This window comes from Kribbella sp. NPDC051936 (genome assembly GCF_040680955.1).
In the GTDB taxonomy this organism is placed as follows: Bacteria; Actinomycetota; Actinomycetes; order Propionibacteriales; family Kribbellaceae; genus Kribbella.
This window is the reverse complement of the sequence record NZ_JBFAXS010000001.1, coordinates 813,074-827,582: the sequence shown is the minus strand read 5'-3', so window position 1 is coordinate 827,582 and position 14,509 is coordinate 813,074. Positions and strand designations below refer to the sequence as shown.

The 14,509-nt window shown below is 69.8% G+C and carries 17 protein-coding genes; 9 read left to right on the top strand and 8 right to left on the bottom strand.

Annotated elements, in window-relative coordinates; all coding sequences use genetic code 11:
• Window positions 1–29 precede the first annotated feature (29 nt).
• The 3 genes from AB0L64_RS04315 to AB0L64_RS04305 form a co-directional block, all read right to left on the bottom strand.
• The gene (locus AB0L64_RS04315; protein ID WP_363707561.1) at window positions 30–1,349 is read right to left on the bottom strand and encodes a GGDEF domain-containing protein; all 1,320 of its coding nucleotides are present in this window, start codon (window positions 1,347–1,349) and stop codon (window positions 30–32) included.
• A gap of 141 nt (window positions 1,350–1,490) precedes the next feature.
• Complete coding sequence (locus AB0L64_RS04310; RefSeq protein ID WP_363707559.1) at window positions 1,491–2,726, bottom strand: MFS transporter; 1,236 nt, start codon at window positions 2,724–2,726, stop codon at window positions 1,491–1,493.
• 56 nt (window positions 2,727–2,782) lie between these two features.
• Window positions 2,783–3,223 carry a hypothetical protein gene (locus tag AB0L64_RS04305; RefSeq protein ID WP_363707557.1) on the bottom strand — a complete coding sequence of 147 codons (441 nt, stop codon included), beginning with the start codon at window positions 3,221–3,223 and terminating at the stop codon, window positions 2,783–2,785.
• Between the two features lie 49 nt (window positions 3,224–3,272).
• Here AB0L64_RS04305 and AB0L64_RS04300 point away from each other — a divergent pair, with 49 nt between their 5' ends.
• Entirely contained in the window at window positions 3,273–3,989 is a 717-nt protein-coding gene (locus AB0L64_RS04300) for a class I SAM-dependent methyltransferase (RefSeq protein ID WP_363707555.1), read from the top strand.
• Window positions 3,986–4,477, top strand: a complete 492-nt coding sequence (locus AB0L64_RS04295) for a DUF402 domain-containing protein (protein ID WP_363707553.1) — start codon at window positions 3,986–3,988, stop codon at window positions 4,475–4,477. Before AB0L64_RS04300 ends, AB0L64_RS04295 begins: the two co-directional genes overlap by 4 nt.
• A 50-nt stretch (window positions 4,478–4,527) precedes the next feature.
• Here the strand turns inward: AB0L64_RS04295 and acs are convergent, their stop codons facing one another.
• On the bottom strand, window positions 4,528–6,462 hold the full coding sequence (gene acs / locus AB0L64_RS04290; protein WP_363708088.1) for an acetate--CoA ligase: 1,935 nt from the start codon (window positions 6,460–6,462) through the stop codon (window positions 4,528–4,530).
• Window positions 6,463–6,714: 252 nt separating this feature from the next.
• Here acs and AB0L64_RS04285 point away from each other — a divergent pair, with 252 nt between their 5' ends.
• Window positions 6,715–6,858: a hypothetical protein gene (locus AB0L64_RS04285; RefSeq protein ID WP_363707551.1), complete on the top strand. Its 144-nt coding sequence runs from the start codon at window positions 6,715–6,717 to the stop codon at window positions 6,856–6,858.
• On the opposite strand, the gene AB0L64_RS04280 is transcribed toward AB0L64_RS04285, so the two are convergent.
• Together AB0L64_RS04280 and AB0L64_RS04275 are read right to left on the bottom strand one after the other, a co-directional pair.
• On the bottom strand, window positions 6,855–7,295 hold the full coding sequence (locus AB0L64_RS04280; RefSeq protein ID WP_359941224.1) for a MarR family transcriptional regulator: 441 nt from the start codon (window positions 7,293–7,295) through the stop codon (window positions 6,855–6,857). The two genes, AB0L64_RS04285 and AB0L64_RS04280, sit on opposite strands and share 4 nt — an antisense overlap.
• A 47-nt stretch (window positions 7,296–7,342) precedes the next feature.
• Window positions 7,343–7,687 carry a helix-turn-helix domain-containing protein gene (locus AB0L64_RS04275; RefSeq protein WP_363707548.1) on the bottom strand — a complete coding sequence of 115 codons (345 nt, stop codon included), beginning with the start codon at window positions 7,685–7,687 and terminating at the stop codon, window positions 7,343–7,345.
• Between the two features lie 75 nt (window positions 7,688–7,762).
• Between AB0L64_RS04275 and AB0L64_RS04270 the strand changes: the two genes are divergently transcribed.
• A complete protein-coding gene (locus AB0L64_RS04270) occupies window positions 7,763–8,365 on the top strand; it encodes an NAD(P)H-binding protein (RefSeq protein WP_363707546.1) in 603 nt (200 codons plus the stop codon).
• 204 nt (window positions 8,366–8,569) lie between these two features.
• The gene (locus AB0L64_RS04265; protein WP_363707544.1) at window positions 8,570–9,244 is read left to right on the top strand and encodes an SIS domain-containing protein; all 675 of its coding nucleotides are present in this window, start codon (window positions 8,570–8,572) and stop codon (window positions 9,242–9,244) included.
• Between the two features lie 173 nt (window positions 9,245–9,417).
• Here AB0L64_RS04265 and AB0L64_RS04260 read toward each other — a convergent pair whose 3' ends face one another.
• Window positions 9,418–10,176, bottom strand: coding sequence for a GntR family transcriptional regulator (locus tag AB0L64_RS04260; RefSeq protein ID WP_363707542.1), 759 nt, complete (start codon window positions 10,174–10,176; stop codon window positions 9,418–9,420).
• A gap of 198 nt (window positions 10,177–10,374) precedes the next feature.
• Here AB0L64_RS04260 and AB0L64_RS04255 point away from each other — a divergent pair, with 198 nt between their 5' ends.
• Window positions 10,375–11,322 (top strand): glutathione S-transferase C-terminal domain-containing protein, encoded by a 948-nt coding sequence (locus tag AB0L64_RS04255; RefSeq protein ID WP_363707540.1) that lies wholly within the window; start codon window positions 10,375–10,377, stop codon window positions 11,320–11,322.
• On the opposite strand, the gene AB0L64_RS04250 is transcribed toward AB0L64_RS04255, so the two are convergent.
• Window positions 11,323–11,904, bottom strand: a complete 582-nt coding sequence (locus AB0L64_RS04250; RefSeq protein ID WP_363707538.1) for a TetR/AcrR family transcriptional regulator — start codon at window positions 11,902–11,904, stop codon at window positions 11,323–11,325.
• A gap of 50 nt (window positions 11,905–11,954) precedes the next feature.
• On the opposite strand from AB0L64_RS04250, the gene AB0L64_RS04245 reads away from it, so the two are divergent.
• The 3 genes from AB0L64_RS04245 to AB0L64_RS04235 all read left to right on the top strand — a co-directional run bounded on the left by AB0L64_RS04245 (window position 11,955) and on the right by AB0L64_RS04235 (window position 14,399).
• Window positions 11,955–12,617: a haloacid dehalogenase type II gene (locus AB0L64_RS04245; RefSeq protein WP_363707536.1), complete on the top strand. Its 663-nt coding sequence runs from the start codon at window positions 11,955–11,957 to the stop codon at window positions 12,615–12,617.
• 71 nt (window positions 12,618–12,688) lie between these two features.
• Window positions 12,689–13,903, top strand: coding sequence for a Na+/H+ antiporter NhaA (nhaA, locus tag AB0L64_RS04240; protein ID WP_363707534.1), 1,215 nt, complete (start codon window positions 12,689–12,691; stop codon window positions 13,901–13,903).
• Window positions 13,904–13,955: 52 nt separating this feature from the next.
• Entirely contained in the window at window positions 13,956–14,399 is a 444-nt protein-coding gene (locus AB0L64_RS04235; protein WP_363707532.1) for a phage holin family protein, read from the top strand.
• Window positions 14,400–14,509 lie beyond the last annotated feature (110 nt).

Here is a 14,509-nt window from a genome sequence, read left to right as displayed (position 1 = left end):
GCCGGCCCCGCGGCCCGGAGCCCGGGGAGTCAGGACGCGGGCAGCTCGCCGCCGTTGGCCGGTGCCGAGACCACGCAGTTCCGCCCGGCATCCTTGGCTTGGTACATGGCCAGATCGGCCGCCATCTGGAGCTCGTCGAGGCTGCTGCCGGACTCCGGGTACGTCGCGGCGCCGATCGAACACGTGATCGTCTCGCACAGGACGGGCCCGGTCGGGGTCGGGATCGTGACCGCCAGGCCGGCCACCCGGCGCCGGATCCGCTCGGCGGCCAGCGCGGTGTCGGCCGCGGACGTCTGCGGCAGCAGGATCACGAACTCCTCGCCACCGAGCCGCCCGACCAGGTCGTTGTCGCGGACTTCTTGGCGCAGCTCGGCGGCGACCGCCTTCAGGGCCTCGTCACCGGCCATGTGACCGAAGGTGTCGTTGATGGCCTTGAAGTGGTCGAGGTCGAGATACAGCACACCGAGCCGGGAGCTGGTGCGTTCGGCGCCGGCGAACTCGCGGCGGGCGATCTCGTGCCAGAACGCGGCGTTCGCCAGGCCGGTCTTGGGATCGGTGCGCGACGCCGCCTGGAACTGCTCGACCAGGAGCGCCCGGTGCAGGCCGAGGATGGTCAGCAGCAGGACCGCGACTGCCCACGGCTGGCTGAGCAGCAAGGCGGCGGTGGCGACGCCCAGCCCGAGCGAGCCGGCCACGATCAGCTGCTCCGAGAGCTTGCCGATGGCGTTGCGCCCCGGGGAGTCCGGGTTCGACAGCATGATCGCGCCCGCGACCAGCGCGAAGTTCACGAACCAGTACGCCAGACCGGCCGTCACGACGGCGACGAGTCCGAGCGGACCGCCCGGATAGCCGGGATAGACGCCGGGGCGGATCGCCGCCAGCGCGACGGCACCGGCGGCTCCGGCCAGCACCACGGTGGTCGCGGTGAAGACCGAGCGGTACGGCGGAACCCGGCGTACCCGCAGCCAGGAGTGGACGTAGGTGCTGACGATCAGCGCGGCCGCCAGCGGCGGCGGCAGGATGAGGACGCCGGCGAAGGTCCACATCCCCTTCAGGTTCGTGTACGGAATGCCTTCGGCGCCGACCTTGCGCAGCCGCTCGATGTCGCGGGCGGCCTCGATGTGGATCGCCGACCCGGCGGCCAGCACCAGCAGCCGGATCCAGTCACCGGCCGTGATCGCGACCAGGTCGAACGTCGAAGCGACGACGACCGCGGTGATGATCTCGACCGCCAGAACGTAGCCCAGCACCGTGCGCGGCAGCGACCATAGCGCCCATTTGGTCGGGCTCCACGCCGCGTCCTGACGCCGGCGCAGGCGACGGTGCGCCAGCCGATGCCGGATACTCATGAAAAAGACCCCCGCCTCACAGTCGGTCCTTGTCACAGAGTAGCCGCGATGTGCACGCATTGTCATGGCTTCTCTGGTTTTACCTCGCCCGGATTCCGCGAGAGGAGGCCGCCGCCATGCAGAACAACGACTGGTGACCACTCATGCCGGTTGTCGCGTAGCGCCGGCGTATCCGTACGCCGCGCCCGCTGCGACGAGCACACCGACAACACCGGCGGTCGCCACCACCAAACCCGGCGACCACCGATCTGCCGCCGCCCCGGCAGTGAGCACTCCGACTCCCTGGGAGACGATCAGCGCAGTGCGCGCCAGGCCGAACGCCTGGCCGCGCTGTGCGTCGGGGACGTTCAGCACGAAGGCCGCGCTGGCGGCGAGCTGGTACGACGCGCACAGTCCGGAGAGCATCCACAACCCGACGGTCGCCCACAGCCCGGGCTGGACGACGCAGCCGATCAGCGGTGCACAGGACCCGATCGCCAGCGGCCCCATCAGCGTGAGCCGCCGCGCCGGCGCGGCACGCGTCAGCAGCAGCATGCCGACCATCTGGCCGGCCGGATTCGCGGCCAGCAGGATCCCGACGGCGATCGGTCCGCCGCCGACCGCCGCGGCGTACGGCGCGGCGAGTCCCTCGACGCTCACGTAGAAACCCGCGACACAGGCCAGCGCGACGAGGTAGCGCAGCCGCCGGTCGCTCCAGACGAGCCCCGCGCCCGCCGACAACGACTCCCACCAGCCCGGACGCGCGTCGGCCGTCTGCGGCAGCGGGCGCTCCCGGACGCCGAGTTTCAGCAGCAGCACGGACAACGCGAACGTGGCCGCGTCGGCCAGCAGCGCCTTCTCGACGCCGAAGGCCGCCACCAGCGTGCCACCAGTCACGAACCCGGCCAGCTGGGCCGCCTGCGCGGTGATGTTGGTCACCGAACTGGCCAGGACGAACTTGTCGCCGGTCAGGATCGACGGCAGCAGGGCCGCCCGCGCGGACTGGAAGGGTGAGGCGAGCAGTTGCACCGCGACCAGCAGGACGCAGAGGATCCACAACGAGGTGCCGGGGATCGCCATCGCAGCGAGCAGCAACGCCCGCAGGATGTCGCAGCAGATCATCACCCGGCGGCGCGGATACCGGTCGGCCAGACCGGACAGGAGCGGGCCGCCGACGATGTCGGGCAGGAAGGTCAGCGCGTAGGTGACCGCCGACAGCCCGGCCGAGCCGGTCCGGTCGAAGACGAGCACGGCGAGGGCGACCCGGGCCAGCTGGTCCCCGATCACCGAGCCCAGCTGCGCCAGCCACAGCCAGCGGAACTCGGCCACACCGAAGACCTCGCCGTACGTCGCAGGCTGCTCGGCGGGGTCTGTCGGAGGATGAACAGGGCGGGTCACCAGGTCAAACTACCCACGATCCGCGACGGAATGCGCACGCTACGGTGCGCCGCTTTTCACAGGTGTACGGCGAGCACCCCCAGAGTGAATGCTGTACCGGCCAGTCCGAGCATCGCGGTCGCCAATGTCACCAACCGTGACTGCAGCTTCGGCAGCTCGGCCGTGGTCGCGAAGATGCGCTGCGGCCAGTGCCGCCAGGAGACGTACCAGAAGATCCCGGTCGCGATCAGCAGCAGCAGTCCCTTGACGGCGTGGAGCTGCCAGTGGTCCTGGTCGATCAGGAGCAGGCCGCCACCGGTGAGCGCGATGACGGCGCTCAGACCGATCACCTTCCACCTGTTGCCCGAGGCAATCACCGCGGTCAGTGTCTCGCGACCGTCCTGGTCGGGTCCGAAGTACTTCTTCAGCTTCGGCTGCACCACGAACAACGAGTACGCCATCCCACCGACCCAGGCCGCAGCCAGCCCGGCGTGGATGATCGCAAGCACGGCCGTCATGCCCCGAAAATAGTCCTCGCCAGGGGCCAGACCTCTATAGCCTCGCGGCATGGACCCCTGGCAAACGTTGACCACCGACTACGAACGATCCCGGGCCCGCGACGACTCGCTCGACCAATTGATGGAATGGGACGCGCAACGCTGTCTGATCGGCCCCGTCGAGGGCCGCACCGTGCTGGACATCGGTTGCGGCAACGGCGAGAAGACGATCGAACTCGTCCGCGAGCACGGCGCCGCCTCGGCGGTCGGCGTGGACGTCGGCGGCCAGTTCCTGACCCCGCCCGACGGCGCCGACGTGACTCTGGTCCCCGGCGACCTGTCGACGCTCGACGAGATCTCCGCGCTGGACGGCCACCGGTTCGACGTCGTCCTGTTCCTGCAGTCGCTCGCCTACGCCCAGGACCGCGGCAGAACCCTTCGCGCCGTGCGGTCCCTGATCGCCGACGACGGCGTGCTGGTGGTCTCGATGGCGCACCCGATCCGCTGGGCGGTGGAGCGCTCCGCGCAGGAGGGGATCGCGCTGGGAGACGCGTATCACACGGTCGGCCCCTACTCGTACCCGTCGCGGTGGAATCCGGACATCACCATCACGCACACGACGGACACGTTCTCCAGCATCCACAATGCGCTGACCGACAGCGGTTTCCGAGTCGAGCACATCCTCGAACCGCAACTGTCCGACGAGAACAAAGAGCGTTTTCCGCACAAGCAGGAATGGCTCTCGGAGCACGTCGGAATCATCATTTTCCGCGCCCGGCCGGCATGAGGGTCCTGCACCGGTCCGGGCAATGGTGTCCGGCCCGACAGATCGGAGAGGTCGTCGCGTACGACGTGCGGATCCTCCCGCAGTACCAGGTGCCGGGCCGGCCGACCGTCGATCGGAGTTATCTGCTGCTCGGTGAAGGGGTGCAGCTGACCAAGCCCGCCGCCTTCGAGGGACCGGTCGAGGGCTGGTGGTACGTCGACCTGGTGGAGATCGAGCGCACCGACGCCGACTTGATCGTGCACGACCTGTACGTCGACTTCCTGATCCCGCCCGCGGTGGATCGCTATCAGATCCTCGATCTCGACGAACTGGGTGAGGCTGTGCGGGACGGCAAGCTCACCGCCGCCCAGTGCGCCGACGTCCTGATCACGACGCAGCGCTTCGTCGACCGCTACCTGCGCCGTCCCGAGGAAGGCCCGAACGGCCCATCCGCCGCGTTCCCACCGCCCGAGGTGACCGCCCTCGAGCAGCTGCCGTCGTTCCTCTGAAAACCACAGGCCCCCGGGATGCACCCGGGGGCCTGTTGTCTGCGAGTTTGTCAGTCCTCGTCGGACTTCCCGGCCTCCAGGTTGGTCTTGATCAGATCCATCACCGTGGAGTCGGCGAGCGTCGTGACGTCGCCGACCTCGCGGTTCTCGGCCACGTCGCGGAGCAGCCGGCGCATGATCTTGCCGGAGCGCGTCTTCGGCAGCTCCGAGACGACCATGATCTGCCGCGGCTTCGCGATCGGGCCGATCTCCTTGGCGACGTGGTTGCGGAGCTCCTGCACCACGTCCGGACCGCCGTCGCCGGCCTCCGAGCGCAGGATGACGAACGCGGCGATCGCCTGACCGGTCGTCGGGTCGGACGCGCCGACCACGGCGGCCTCGGCGACCTTCGGGTGCGAGACCAGCGCGGACTCGATCTCGGTCGTCGAGAGCCGGTGGCCGGAGACGTTCATCACGTCGTCGACCCGGCCGAGCAGCCAGAGGTCGCCGTCCTCGTCCTTCTTCGCGCCGTCACCGGCGAAGTACACCCCCGGCCAGCGCGACCAGTACGTGTCGACGAACCGCTGGTCGTCGCCCCACAGCGTCCGGAGCATGGCCGGCCACGGCTTGGTGATGACCAGGTAGCCGCCCGACCCGTTCGGCACCGGCTTGCCCGCGTCGTCGACGACGTCGACGTTCACGCCCGGGATCGCCTTCATCGCGGCGCCCGGCTTACCGGCGGTCACGCCCGGCAGCGGCGAGATCATGTGCATCCCGGTCTCGGTCTGCCACCAGGTGTCGACGACCGGCGCCTTGCTCCCGCCGATGTGCTCGCGGTACCAGACGTACGCCTCCGGGTTGATCGGCTCGCCGACCGACCCGATCACGCGCAGCGAGGACAGGTCGAACTTCGCCGGGATCTCGGCGCCCCACTTCATGAACGTCCGGATCGCGGTCGGCGCGCAGTACAGGATCGAGACCTTGTACTTCTGGACGATCTCCCACCAGCGGCCCTGGTGGGGCGTGTCCGGCGTGCCTTCGTACAGCACCGAGGTGGTCGCGTTCGCCAGGGCGCCGTACACGATGTAGCTGTGGCCGGTGACCCAGCCGATGTCGGCCGCGGTCCAGTAGACGTCGGTGTCCGGCTTCAGGTCGAACACACCCCACTGCGAGTACGACGTACCCACCAGGTAGCCGCCCGTGGTGTGCAGGATGCCCTTCGGCTTGCCCGTGCTGCCGGACGTGTACATCACGTACAGCGGGTGCTCGGCGTCGAACGCCTCCGGGGTGTGGTCGGTCGACTGCTTGCCGACGAAGTCCTCCCACCAGAGGTCGCGGCCCTCGACCATGGCGGTCTCCTGGCCGGTGCGCTTCACCACGACCACGTTCCGCACGTCCGGGCAGTCGGTCAGCGCGGCGTCGACGGCCGGCTTCAACGCCGCGGGGGCGCCGCGGCGGTAACCGCCGTCGGAGGTGATGACGACGCGGGCGTCGCAGTCCTGGATCCGGCCCTTCAGGGCGTCCGAGGAGAAGCCGCCGAAGATCACCGTGTGCGGCGCGCCGATCCGGGCGCAGGCGAGCATTGCCACCACGGTCTCGGGAATCATCGGCATGTAGATCGCGACGATGTCGCCGGGCTTGACGTTCAGCTCGAGCAGGGCGTTCGCGGCCTTGCTGACCTCGTCCTTGAGCTGCGCGTAGGTGATCTCCCGGGTGTCACCGGGCTCGCCCTCGAAGTAGTAGGCGATCTTGTCGCCGAGACCGTTCTCGACGTGCCGGTCGACGCAGTTGTACGCCGCGTTCAGCTTGCCGTCGGCGTACCACTTGGCGAAGGGCGGGTTGCTCCAGTCCAGCGTCTCGGTCGGCTCGGTCGCCCAGGTCAGCCGCTTGGCCTGCTCGGCCCAGAACCCCTCGAAGTCGGCCGCGGCCCGGTCGTAGGCGTCGGCCTTCAGGTTCGCGTTGGCGGCCAGCTCGGCGGGCGGGTCGAACCGGCGCTCCTCGTGCATCAGGTTCGACAGTGCCTCGGACTGGGGTGGCTCTGCATTCGTCACGTCGACGACTCCTCCTCGCTGGCTTCGGCGCGCTGGAGCGCCCGGTTACCTTTCTACCAACGCCGACCCCGCCACGGGAACCGGCGTATCGCCGAGCCGGTCCGAATCTGCGCCGAACAGGCCGCGCCGGAGGACGGGCGGCCCGGGAATTCCGGCGTACGGCGGAACCGAACCGCCCGGCCGTGCATCGGACGTGATGTGAACCCGATGCAGCCGAACGCCCAGTCGCCGACTCTCGCCACCGCGGAACGCCGGAAGATCTCCTGGGCCGCGCGCCGCCGGGTGCACGCCCGCGAGCTGCGCGTCCGCCGGACCCAGAAGGCCGCCCGCGCGCAGCTGCCGACGTACTAGGCCTGGTGGTAGGCCAGGAGCTTGCCGAGGATCGTGGTCAGCCGGGTACGGTCCGTGGCCGACAGCGGCGCGAAGATCTCCTCCTGCGCCTTGCCGACCAGGTTCGTCAGCCGGCGGTACTGGCGCTTGCCGGCCGTTGTGATCGTGATGACGTTGCGGCGGCCGTCCTCCGGGTCCGGGCTGCGCTCGACGTACCCGTCCGCCTCCAGTTCGTTGAGCGCGGCAACCACATCGCTGCGGTCGATCGAGCTGCGCCGGCCGAGCTCGGCCTGACTGGCCGGCCCGAACTCGACCAGCGTCGCGAGCAGGCGGAAGTGGTACGCCCGGGCGCCGCCGGCCGCGAACGACTCGGTGACGACCCGGTGCGCCTGGGCCGCACTCTGGGTCAGCAACCAGCTCGGCAGTTGGGTCAGGGCGGTCGGAGTCTGCTCATCCACCCGCGCAGTCTAAGCGCTGACCGGTTCGTCGCCAGCGTTGGCGCGACCTACGATTCGCGGGCGTCCAGAAGCTCGTCCCAGTGGTCCTCGGCCCAGTCGCAGAACGCGCGCAGCGGACCGAGCAGGCTGCGACCCAGAGCAGTGAGCTCGTAGGTGACCCGTCTTTCGTGCTGCGCCCTGCTGACGAACCCGTCGCGCTCGAGGTTGCGGAGCGACTGGGTGAGCATCTTCGGGCTGATCCGGGCGAGCGGGACCCGCAGCTCGGAGTACCGGCGGGGGCCGTCCTCCAGGCAGCGCAGCACCAGGCCCGCCCATTTGTCACTGCCGATCCGGAACGGCAGCACCGTCGACGGGCAGATCTCCTCGAACATGTCCGCTCGCAGCGCCTCCATGCCTCCCAAGGTATCCAATCGGTAACCACACCTCCTTCTACGGTCGCCGTACCTGTTTCGGAGGAGGAGGTTGCGGTGAGCAAGATTCTGGTGATCGGAGCCCGTGGACGGGCGGGCGCGGCGGCGGTCGCGGAGGCGCGGGAACGCGGGCACGACGTGCTCGGGGTCGCTCGTACGGCGGAGGGTGGGCTGGTTGCGGGGGACGTGACGGACGCGGGACGGATCGCCGGCCTGGCCGCCGGATACGACGCGGTGATCGCCGGTGTGTATGACGGCGGGAGTGATCCGGGCGACTTCTTCCCGGCGGCGGCTCGGGCGCTTGTGGAAGGGCTGGAGAAGGCCGGCGTGTCCCGGCTTGTATGGGTCGGGCTGGCGTCGATCCTGCCGACCGTCGACGGGACGTTGCTGATGGACACCGGCGGGTACCCGACCGAGTACCGCTCGTTCTTCCTCGCCCATCAGGCGGCGCTGGACATCTTCGTTGCCTCGTCACTCGACTGGGTGTCAGTGGCACCGACCGGCGACTTCGACCACGCGAACCCCTCCCGGAAGGGCGGCTACCGCGTGGCCCCGGCGAATGCCCAGGACCTGATCTCGTACGCCGACCTGGCCATCGCCCTCGTCGACGAGGCGGACCACCCGGCACACCACCGCGAGGCGATCGGAGTTGTCGCTTAGCCCCGGCGAGGCGGACCTGGGTCACACACCAACCGGAACACCACACGTCCCCGCACGCTCAACTCCGCGCATGGACCACCCAACAACCAGGGTTGGTGAGTGCCCCAGGTCCGGCAACCACCAGCCAACCGCACCACCCGCGCCAAGGTAGTGGTCTAGACGGGTGTCTGGCGCGGGCCGGCGTGCGGACGATAGGTTCGGGGCATGGCTGGGGCCGAGGAGTACTTGGGCAAGGCGTTGGCGATCGCGCAGCGGGCCGCCGACACACAACTGGGGGCGATCCGGGTGGCGGCCGGGCTGGTCGCCGACGCGCTTGCCGGCGGGAAGACGTTCTGGGTGTTCGGGACCGGGCACAGCCACGCCCTGGCCGAGGAGCTGTACGGGCGCGCCGGCGGGCTGGCCGACGTACGCGCGATCCTCGAACCGGGGCTGATGCTGCACGAGGGCCTGCAGAAGAGTTCACTTCTCGAACGGCTCCCCGGCCTGGCCGACGTCCTGCTCGAGATCAACCCGCTGGCCGCCGGCGACGTCGTCCTGATCGCGTCCAACTCCGGCCGGAACGCCGTACCCGTCGAGTTCGCCCTGGGTGCCCGTGCGCGCGGCGTCCAGGTGATCGCACTGACCTCCCTGGCCCACTCCAATGCGGTGACATCCCGAGCCCCCGGCGGCCAACGCCTCTTCGAAACCGCCGACGTCGTCCTCGACAACTGCGGCGAACCAGGCGACGCCCTCATCGAGGTCCCCGGCACCCCAGAACCCACCGGCGCCACCTCAACCCTGGTAGGCGCCCTACTCCTCCAGGCCCTGACAGTAGAAGTAGTAACCCGCCTGACAGACCGCGGCCAACCCCCCAACATCCTCCGCAGCCTGAACGTCTAGCCCAAGAGCGGGCGTGCGGTCGACCCCCGCGCGACTACTCACGCTGGACCGGATGGTGGCAGAGCCGAGGAACGTTGGACACCAGATGGGGTCTGGAGACAAGGCATTGCTTGTTCAAGGTCCCCGTTGCTTGTCCGAGGTACAGCAACTAGAAGTCCGGCGCTGAGCCGGGGTCAGGTGGCGCGGTAGGCGACGGTGATGTCGTAGCGGTCTGAGCGGTACGTCGAGATGCCGAATTCGATGACCTGGTCGTTCGCGGTGCGGGGGGCCGAGGTGATGATCAGGCACGGGGTGGTGCTGTCGATCTCGAGGAGTTCGGCGTCGCCCGGTTCGGGTGGGGCGGCGACGATGGAGGCGGAGACCATGCCGAGCGTCACGCCGTACCGGGTGGAGAGCTCGGTGTAGAGGGACTTCTCGGCGAAGTCGATCTCGTCGAGGCCGGGGTAGCGGTGCAGGGACAGGGCGGTGCGCTCGATCGCCATCGGGTCGCCGTCGGCGGTGCGCAGCCGGACCAGGTGCAGGACCGGCGTGCCGATCGGTTCCTCGAGCTCGCGGGCGAGGTGCTCGTCGGCGGCGCCGACGCGGTGTTCGAGAACCTTGGCGCCGGGCTTGATGCCGCGGTTGACCATGTCCTGGCTGAACGACGACGCGAGCATCCGGGACGGGCGCGGCTCGGCGACGAAGGTGCCACCGCCGGGGCGGCGATTGGCCAGGCCCTCGGCCACGACGCGGTCGACCTCCTGCCGGACGGTCATCCGGGCGACGCCGAAGCGTTCGGCGAGAACACGTTCGGACGGCAGCACGGTGCCGACGGCCAGCGAGCGGGTGAGGTTCTCCAGAATCTCGCGGATCTGGTCACCCTTCGGGCGATCGGGCCGCAGCTCGGTGGGGAGCTCGGCGAGGTCGCCGGGGTTGTTCCGTGGGCGGGCCATGAGGTCAGTATCCCTGGGAATCTGCCCGGCAAACCGGTTGCCGGGGACACGGGCCGCGGTGGGGTCGACCGCGCAGGCCGCCCGTGACCGCGTTGTCGCGGACGACCTAGTCAGCCCGACTGTAACGTCCGGTGCCGCCTCACGGCCAGTGACGGCTCACCGCCCCAGGCAATTCACAGCGGGGGTAGTTTTAGCGCTATGACCCCGGGACAGTTCGTACAGGAGACGTCGTCGACCGGCGAATGGAAACGGCAGGGCAACAGATTCACCGGCCGCATCACCCGGGACTCCACCGCGGCGCCCGGCGAAGGACCGGACGGCCAGGGCCGCTGGCCGGTCGAGCCGGGGCGGTACCGGCTGGTCGTCAGCCTGGCCTGCCCGTGGGCGCATCGTTCGATCATCGTGCGCCGGCTGCTCGGCCTCGAGGACGCGATCAGCCTCGCGGTCGTGGACCCGATCCGCGACGACCGCGGCTGGCGGTTCACGCTCGACGCGGACGGTCGCGATCCGGTGCTGGGTATCGAGTACCTGTCCGAGGCGTACCTGCGCACGGATCCGTCGTACGACGGCCGCGTGACCGTGCCCGCGATCGTCGACACGACGACGGGCGTGGTCGTCACCAACGACTACCCGCAGATCACGCTCGACCTCTCCACGGAGTGGACCGACTTCCACCGGGCCGGCGCTCCGCGGCTGATCCCCGACGACCGGGCGGAGATGGACCAGCTGATCGACGAGATCTACCGGGACGTCAACAACGGCGTGTACCGCTGCGGTTTCGCGACCAGCCAGGAGGCGTACGAGGCGGCGTACGACGCGCTGTTCGCGAGGCTCGACGTCCTCGAGGACCGCCTGGAGGACCGCGAGTACCTGCTCGGCGACACGCTCCGCGAGGTGGACGTGCGGCTGTTCACGACGCTGGTCCGCTTCGACGCGGTGTACCACGGGCATTTCAAGTGCAACCGCCAGAAGCTCACCGAGTTCCCGAACCTGTGGGCGTATGCACGCCGCCTGTACGGGCTGCCGGGCTTCGGTGAGACCGTCGACTTCGACCAGATCAAGCGGCACTACTACGTCACCCACGACAGCATCAACCCGACTGGCATCGTCCCGAAGGGGCCGGACCCGCGCGTCTGGACCGCCTGATCAGGCGGCGAGCGCGTCCAGTGCCGCGGTGACCGCGGACCGCAGTTGCGCCCGCGTCGCACCGGACCGCGAGCGCAGGTTCACCGCGTACGCGAGCAGCGTCAGCATCTCGGCCGCGCCCGCGACGTCGACCCCGGAGCGCAACTCCCCGTTGCTCTGAGCAACCTTCAGCGCGGCGGCCAGCGCGTCGCGCAGGACGGCGTGGTGCTCGGACAGGACCGCCCGTACGGCGTCGGGCGGGTTCTCGGCGTTCGCGTTCGCCATCATGCAGCCCCAGCCGGCGTACTCGCCCGCGCACCGCAACCGCAGCAGTTGGTCGAAGAACGCCCGCACGGCATGGAGGCCACGACCGTCGGCGGCCAGCCGGTCGAACATCGGGCGGGACCGGTGCTCCAGGTACCGGCGCGCAGCCGCCGCGTACAGGTCGTCCTTGCCGCCGAACGTGTTGTACAGACTCGACCGGCTCAGCCCGGTCGCGGCGACCACGTCCTGGATCCCGGTCGCCGCGCTCCCGCGGCGCCAGAACAGCTGCTCGACCACAGCCAGCGCTTCCGCCTCGTCGAAATGTTTGACATCCGGCATACCCGGCATCATATCTTGGAACGACCGATCCAAGATAGCGAGGAGTCGTGATGATCGACGTGCTGGTGCTCGACGTCAACGAGACCCTGACCGACATGGAGCCGCTGCGCGACGGGTTCGCGGCGGCCGGGCTGCCGCGGCACGGCCTCGACGCATGGTTCGCGGCGATCCTGCGGGACGGGTTCGCGCTGACCGCGGTCGACGCGTACGCCGCTTTCCGCGACGTGGCCGCCGACCTGCTGACGGACCAACTCGTCGCCGCCGGGATCGAACCGGATGCGGAAACGATCCAGAACGTGCTTTCCGGGTTCACCCGGCTGCCGCTGCATGCGGACGTCGCACCGGGGCTGCGGCGGATCCACGACGCCGGCGTCCGGATCGTCACGCTGACCAACGGCGCGGCCGCGATGTCGGAAAACGTGTTCAGAAACGGCGGAATCCTGCCGTTCCTCGAGCACCGGCTCGACGTCTCGGCGCCGCAGCGCTGGAAACCGCACCCGGACGCCTACCGGCACGCCGCCGAGGTCTGCGGCGTACCCGTCGACCGCGTGGGCCTCGCCGCGGTCCACCCGTGGGACATCGACGGCGCGCAGCGCGCCGGCCTCCAGGGCTTCTACGTCGACCGGCGGAAAACGCCGTACCCGACGGTGTTCAGCACGCCGGATCACGTCGTTCCGGATTTCGAGGCGCTGGCCGCGCGGATCACCGGGTAAAATCCTCGGCAGGGTGTGCCGGGAAGCCTGGTCGGCGTCCGTCCGACCGACCCCGAAAACGAAGGGCCGACATGAGCCAGCACCCTCGGATCCGGCAGAAGAAGCGCGCCTTCCCCCGCATCCTCGGGCGCGAGCGGGCGTTCCTCGCCGAGACGTTGCGCGCCGAGACGACCGGCGGCCTGCTGTTGCTCGCGGCCACGGTGGTCGCGCTGGCCTGGGCGAACTCTCCCTGGCAGGACGCGTACCACCACCTCAGCGACACGAAGCTCGGCCCGCTGACCGTCGAGGCCTGGGCGTCCGACGGAGCGCTGACGCTGTTCTTCTACCTGGCCGGCGTCGAGCTCAAGCGCGAGCTGGTCGTCGGCACGCTGTCGAAGCTCAACGAGGCGGTCGTGCCGGTGGTCGCGGCGATCGCCGGAATGGTGCTTCCGGCAATCATCTACCTGGCCGTCAACCTGGTCGCGGACGACGGCAGACCGCAGGGCTGGGCAGTCCCGACAGCGACAGATATCGCTTTCGCGCTCGCCGTCCTGGCGATCGTCGGGTCGTCGCTGCCGAGCGCGCTGCGGGCGTTCCTGCTGACGCTGGCGGTGGTCGACGACTTCGGCGCGATCCTGGTGATCGCCGTGTTCTTCTCGCACGGATTCCACCTGATCCCGCTGCTCGCCGCGATCGTCCTGATCGCCGTCTGGTACCTGCTCCAGCGCCGCCGCGTCCGTACGCCGTTCCTGTACGTGCCGATCGCGCTCGCGGCCTGGTGGTTCATGCACGAGTCGGGCATCCACGCCACGATCGCCGGCGTCGCGCTCGGCCTGGTCACCCGTGTGGTCGCCGATCCCGGTGAGGAGCATGCGCCGGCCGAGCGGATCGAGCACCGGCTGCGGCCCTGGTCCGCGGGCGTCGCCGTACCGCTGTTCGCGCTGTTCGCCGCCGGGGTGACGTTGAGCGGCGGCGCCGTACGGCAACTGCTGACCGACCCGGTCGCGATCGGCGTGGCCGCCGGGCTGCTGGTCGGGAAGTCGATCGGGGTGTTCGGCGGCTCGTGGCTGACCGCGCGCTTCACCCGCGCCGAGCTGAACTCCGATCTGGCCTGGCGCGACGTCGGCGCGGTGTCGGTGCTGGCCGGGATCGGCTTCACGGTCGCGCTGCTGATCGCGCAGCTCGCGTTCGGGTCGGACGCTGCCCAGGTCGAGCGCGCGAAGGCCGCCGTCCTGATCGCCTCGGTGGCCGCCGCACTGATCGCGTCGCTGTTGCTGGCTCGCCGAAACCGCGCGTACGCCGATTGACCGCGGCACTGCCGGTAGTGTCGGGGCCACGGACGTGTGGGAAGGAGTTGCGATGTCGATGGGGCAGAACGGGGACGAGCCCACGGTCGGTCAGCTGGTCGCGAACGTCAGCAGAGATCTGTCCAGCCTGGTCCGCAGCGAGGTGGAGCTGGCGAAGACCGAGCTGAAGAAGACCGCGGCAGCGGCCGGGACCGGAGCCGGCATGTTCGCGGCGGCCGCGTTCCTCGCGCTGCTCGCGGTCATCCTGCTGAGCATCGCCGCGGCGTATGCGCTGACCGCGGTCGGCCTGCACCCGGCCGTCGCGTTCCTGGTCGTCGCCGGCGTTTACCTGCTGGTCGGCGCGACCCTGGTGCTGATCGGGATGCGCGCGCTGAAGAACGCGAAGGCTCCGCAGCGCACGATCGACAGCGCGAAGGAGTCGGTCGAGGTCCTGAAGGCGATCGGCAAGGGCAACGAGGAGCACCCGGCCCTGCCCGAGCCAGGCGTACGGCGCTGAGCCCGGCAGGCGTCGTCGACCTCCTGGTCGACGGCCCCTGGTCGCACTCGCTGGTCGCGGCCAACGGGGCCCGGTTCCACGTCGCGGAGTGCGGCGCGGCGGACGATCCG

Excerpts from the sequence above, each read along its gene's own strand:
- AB0L64_RS04250 (WP_363707538.1), bottom strand. The coding sequence starts at position 11,904 with ATGCCGGATGTCAAACATTTCGACGAGGCGGAAGCGCTGGCTGTGGTC.
- AB0L64_RS04295 (WP_363707553.1), top strand. The coding sequence starts at position 3,986 with ATGAGGGTCCTGCACCGGTCCGGGCAATGGTGTCCGGCCCGACAGATC.
- nhaA (WP_363707534.1), top strand. The coding sequence starts at position 12,689 with ATGAGCCAGCACCCTCGGATCCGGCAGAAGAAGCGCGCCTTCCCCCGC.
- AB0L64_RS04285 (WP_363707551.1), top strand. The coding sequence starts at position 6,715 with ATGCAGCCGAACGCCCAGTCGCCGACTCTCGCCACCGCGGAACGCCGG.
- AB0L64_RS04255 (WP_363707540.1), top strand. The coding sequence starts at position 10,375 with ATGACCCCGGGACAGTTCGTACAGGAGACGTCGTCGACCGGCGAATGG.
- AB0L64_RS04265 (WP_363707544.1), top strand. The coding sequence starts at position 8,570 with ATGGCTGGGGCCGAGGAGTACTTGGGCAAGGCGTTGGCGATCGCGCAG.
- AB0L64_RS04275 (WP_363707548.1), bottom strand. The coding sequence starts at position 7,687 with ATGGAGGCGCTGCGAGCGGACATGTTCGAGGAGATCTGCCCGTCGACG.
- AB0L64_RS04315 (WP_363707561.1), bottom strand. The coding sequence starts at position 1,349 with ATGAGTATCCGGCATCGGCTGGCGCACCGTCGCCTGCGCCGGCGTCAG.
- AB0L64_RS04235 (WP_363707532.1), top strand. The coding sequence starts at position 13,956 with ATGTCGATGGGGCAGAACGGGGACGAGCCCACGGTCGGTCAGCTGGTC.
- AB0L64_RS04300 (WP_363707555.1), top strand. The coding sequence starts at position 3,273 with ATGGACCCCTGGCAAACGTTGACCACCGACTACGAACGATCCCGGGCC.
- AB0L64_RS04260 (WP_363707542.1), bottom strand. The coding sequence starts at position 10,176 with ATGGCCCGCCCACGGAACAACCCCGGCGACCTCGCCGAGCTCCCCACC.
- AB0L64_RS04305 (WP_363707557.1), bottom strand. The coding sequence starts at position 3,223 with ATGACGGCCGTGCTTGCGATCATCCACGCCGGGCTGGCTGCGGCCTGG.
- acs (WP_363708088.1), bottom strand. The coding sequence starts at position 6,462 with ATGCACGAGGAGCGCCGGTTCGACCCGCCCGCCGAGCTGGCCGCCAAC.
- AB0L64_RS04245 (WP_363707536.1), top strand. The coding sequence starts at position 11,955 with ATGATCGACGTGCTGGTGCTCGACGTCAACGAGACCCTGACCGACATG.